The sequence below is a fragment of the Synergistaceae bacterium genome (genome assembly GCA_021372895.1).
Classification (GTDB): Bacteria; Synergistota; Synergistia; order Synergistales; family Synergistaceae; genus JAJFTP01.
The window spans coordinates 1-2,430 of sequence record JAJFTP010000079.1 but is presented as its reverse complement, the minus strand read 5'-3'; the positions used below and the strand labels follow the sequence as shown (position 1 = coordinate 2,430).

At 48.4% G+C, this 2,430-nt stretch carries 4 protein-coding genes; all 4 read right to left on the bottom strand.

The window, feature by feature from the left end:
• Nucleotides 1-187, bottom strand: a 187-nt coding sequence (locus tag LLF78_07375; protein MCE5202315.1) for a transcriptional regulator, incomplete at its 3' end; no start/stop codon positions are given.
• Nucleotides 188-614: 427 nt separating this feature from the next.
• Nucleotides 615-830 (bottom strand): sulfurtransferase TusA family protein, encoded by a 216-nt coding sequence (locus LLF78_07370; GenBank protein ID MCE5202314.1) that lies wholly within the window; start codon nucleotides 828-830, stop codon nucleotides 615-617.
• Between the two features lie 12 nt (nucleotides 831-842).
• Nucleotides 843-1,925 carry a YedE-related selenium metabolism membrane protein gene (locus LLF78_07365; GenBank protein ID MCE5202313.1) on the bottom strand — a complete coding sequence of 361 codons (1,083 nt, stop codon included), beginning with the start codon at nucleotides 1,923-1,925 and terminating at the stop codon, nucleotides 843-845.
• Nucleotides 1,926-2,216: 291 nt separating this feature from the next.
• On the bottom strand, nucleotides 2,217-2,430 hold a 214-nt coding region (locus LLF78_07360), incomplete at its 5' end, for a BMP family ABC transporter substrate-binding protein (protein MCE5202312.1).

The following is a 2,430-nucleotide window of genomic DNA, read 5'->3' as shown; positions in this document are numbered from 1 at the left end:
TTTGCGCCGTTCTGATTATCTGCACATTTGTAAGTCCTGTCAGAAGCAGGGCGCCGGGTGAACAGAAGGCAAGGACATCGCTCATAAGATCGCATGCATAGGCATGGGGAATAATTATCTCTTCCAGTTTTTCAGAGCCGGAAAGAATGTCGGCATTGATCATTTCAGCAACTTCGCTTAAATTCATAATAAATCGTCCTCCCGTGGGGGTTTTTAATGTCTTCCATATATATAGTACATGCTTGCTGTTGTTTTGTGTAAAAAATAACAGACTCAAAAAATTTAGAAAAATCATATGGTGGTATATGCAGCATATAAGGCTTTACGTGACTGTATCCTGTAAGTCTGCATCATCAGGTATCTACTGTTGATTTGTTAAGAAAAGCAAAAGAATAACAAAGCGCCTGATCTCTGCGCTCAGAGGCTCTGATGGCAGAAACCAGGCTATGTAATGTCGGGACATTCGCTGAGCAGAAATTTTGTTATGGCTTTTGTCCCACCAGCCGCGCTCGGCAGGGCCATATCATGAAATTTATTTTGAGCCGGTATCTTTGGAGAAGGGTTGATGCAGACTAAATCCTCCTTGAAATCCAGCCGTTTATTTTAATGTTTTTCTACTTCTCAAGTATTACTTGAAATCCTTCACCTGCTTCTTTGAAGGAACCTTTCCATCCGGCATTGGCGCCGAAGCGCAGGACATTTTCCCGTGAAGTGACTGTGTCCACAAGAACTTCTATCCTGCCGCCGTTCATCTTATCAAGGACTCTTTTAGTCTCTACGACAGGCTGCGGGCATGAGAGCCCGCGGGCATCCACTGTTTTGGTTTCCATAATGTCAACCTCCTAGTCTATCCTGTTAAGAAACAGTCCACCGACTGCCGCGCAGAAAATCAAGCCGATGATCGTAGCTGGTATACCGAAGGCTCCGACACCTGCACCAGAACTGGCAAGGCTGAAATTATGCGCAAATGCCGCCCCAAAAACCATGCCAATAACAAATATACCGGCGTCTGCGTCGCCTTCGCCTGACATGATGAGCATACGTCCCGGACAGCCGCCGGCCAAAGTAAAAGCAAGGCCGGACAGGACCATGCCGAGGAAGTTCCAGAGCTGCATAGTGTGCGCTACAGGCTGGCCTTCAAATCCAGGCTTAAACTGTCCAAGTGCCAGGTTTGTGACAAAAGCCGTTATTGTGAAAGCGGCTATCCCCTTGAATAGGTATGTATCTTTCAGCATTATTAAGTCGCGGAGCGCACCTACAGTGCAGAAACGGCTGCGCTGAGCGAGCCAGCCTACTATAAGCCCTGCCGCGAGAGAGATCATCACAGGGGCATGCATCGAGCCAGGGCCCTTCTCTGAGAAAAATATCGGGCCCGTTCCTTCGGCACCGAACAATGGGCGGAGATAAAGCAGCGCAAGTATAGAAATTGCCATGAGCGGCATCATGAGTCCCGCAATTTTGGGATTTGAGTGTGCCGCACCGAGGCTGAAGCCACGATAGAGCAGTGCTACACCCACTGCTATCCCAACCGCCAGCCCCGCTATGCCCGCAAGAGCATTAAAATCCCCACCGGCGAGGCGGAGATATGCACGCCATGGGCATCCAAGAAATACCAGTGCACCGATCATGGCAAAGAATCCTAACCCAAAGCGGATCATCGGCGAAGATCCTCCGCGGGGCCGGTACTCTTTGAACAGGAGTGCGGAAACAAAGGCGCCCAGAATAAATCCAGGGATCTCCGGGCGCAGATATTGTACAACGGCAGTGCGGTGAAGACCGAGAGCACCGGAGATATCGCGGGTGAAACATGCGACGCAGAAGCCCATGTTTCCCGGGTTGCCGAATTTTACAAGAAAAGCCGCGATTATTCCAAAAATAATCCCGGCAATTGCCGGGCCGTTTTTTGACATCAAAAGACGATTCATAATTGACCTCCTTCAAAACTTTGAAATTATGGGAAGTTATGCCTGAGATATGCGCTAACGCCACCTATTCCGAGCTGCTTACCTCAATCCCGAAAGAAGGTGAAGACATGGAGATGGTTCGAGCCCCGAACCCGGTTAAGTTAAATCACGCCATCGCCGCACCCCCTTCCCAAAAATCAAAAGCAATGAAGAATCTTTTTTCGATTTTGAATCATATCCCGCACATTATATAATATATCAGCATTTGAATTGTTTTGTTATGACAGAGACTTAAGGCTCGGTCTTGTGCATTTATTTTGGGATAGTACCATCGACACCCTCAACAAACCAGCTCATGCTGAGCATATCTCCGTCGCTCAGATGTTTGCCTGCAGGGACCATTATCTTGCCGTCCTGTCCCTTTATCGGCCCGTAGAAGACATCCCACTTGCCGTCGAAGATCTTCTTCTTCTCAGATGCTACGATTTTCTTTGTGTCCTCTTTTACGGCCTTGCCGTATTCCGAT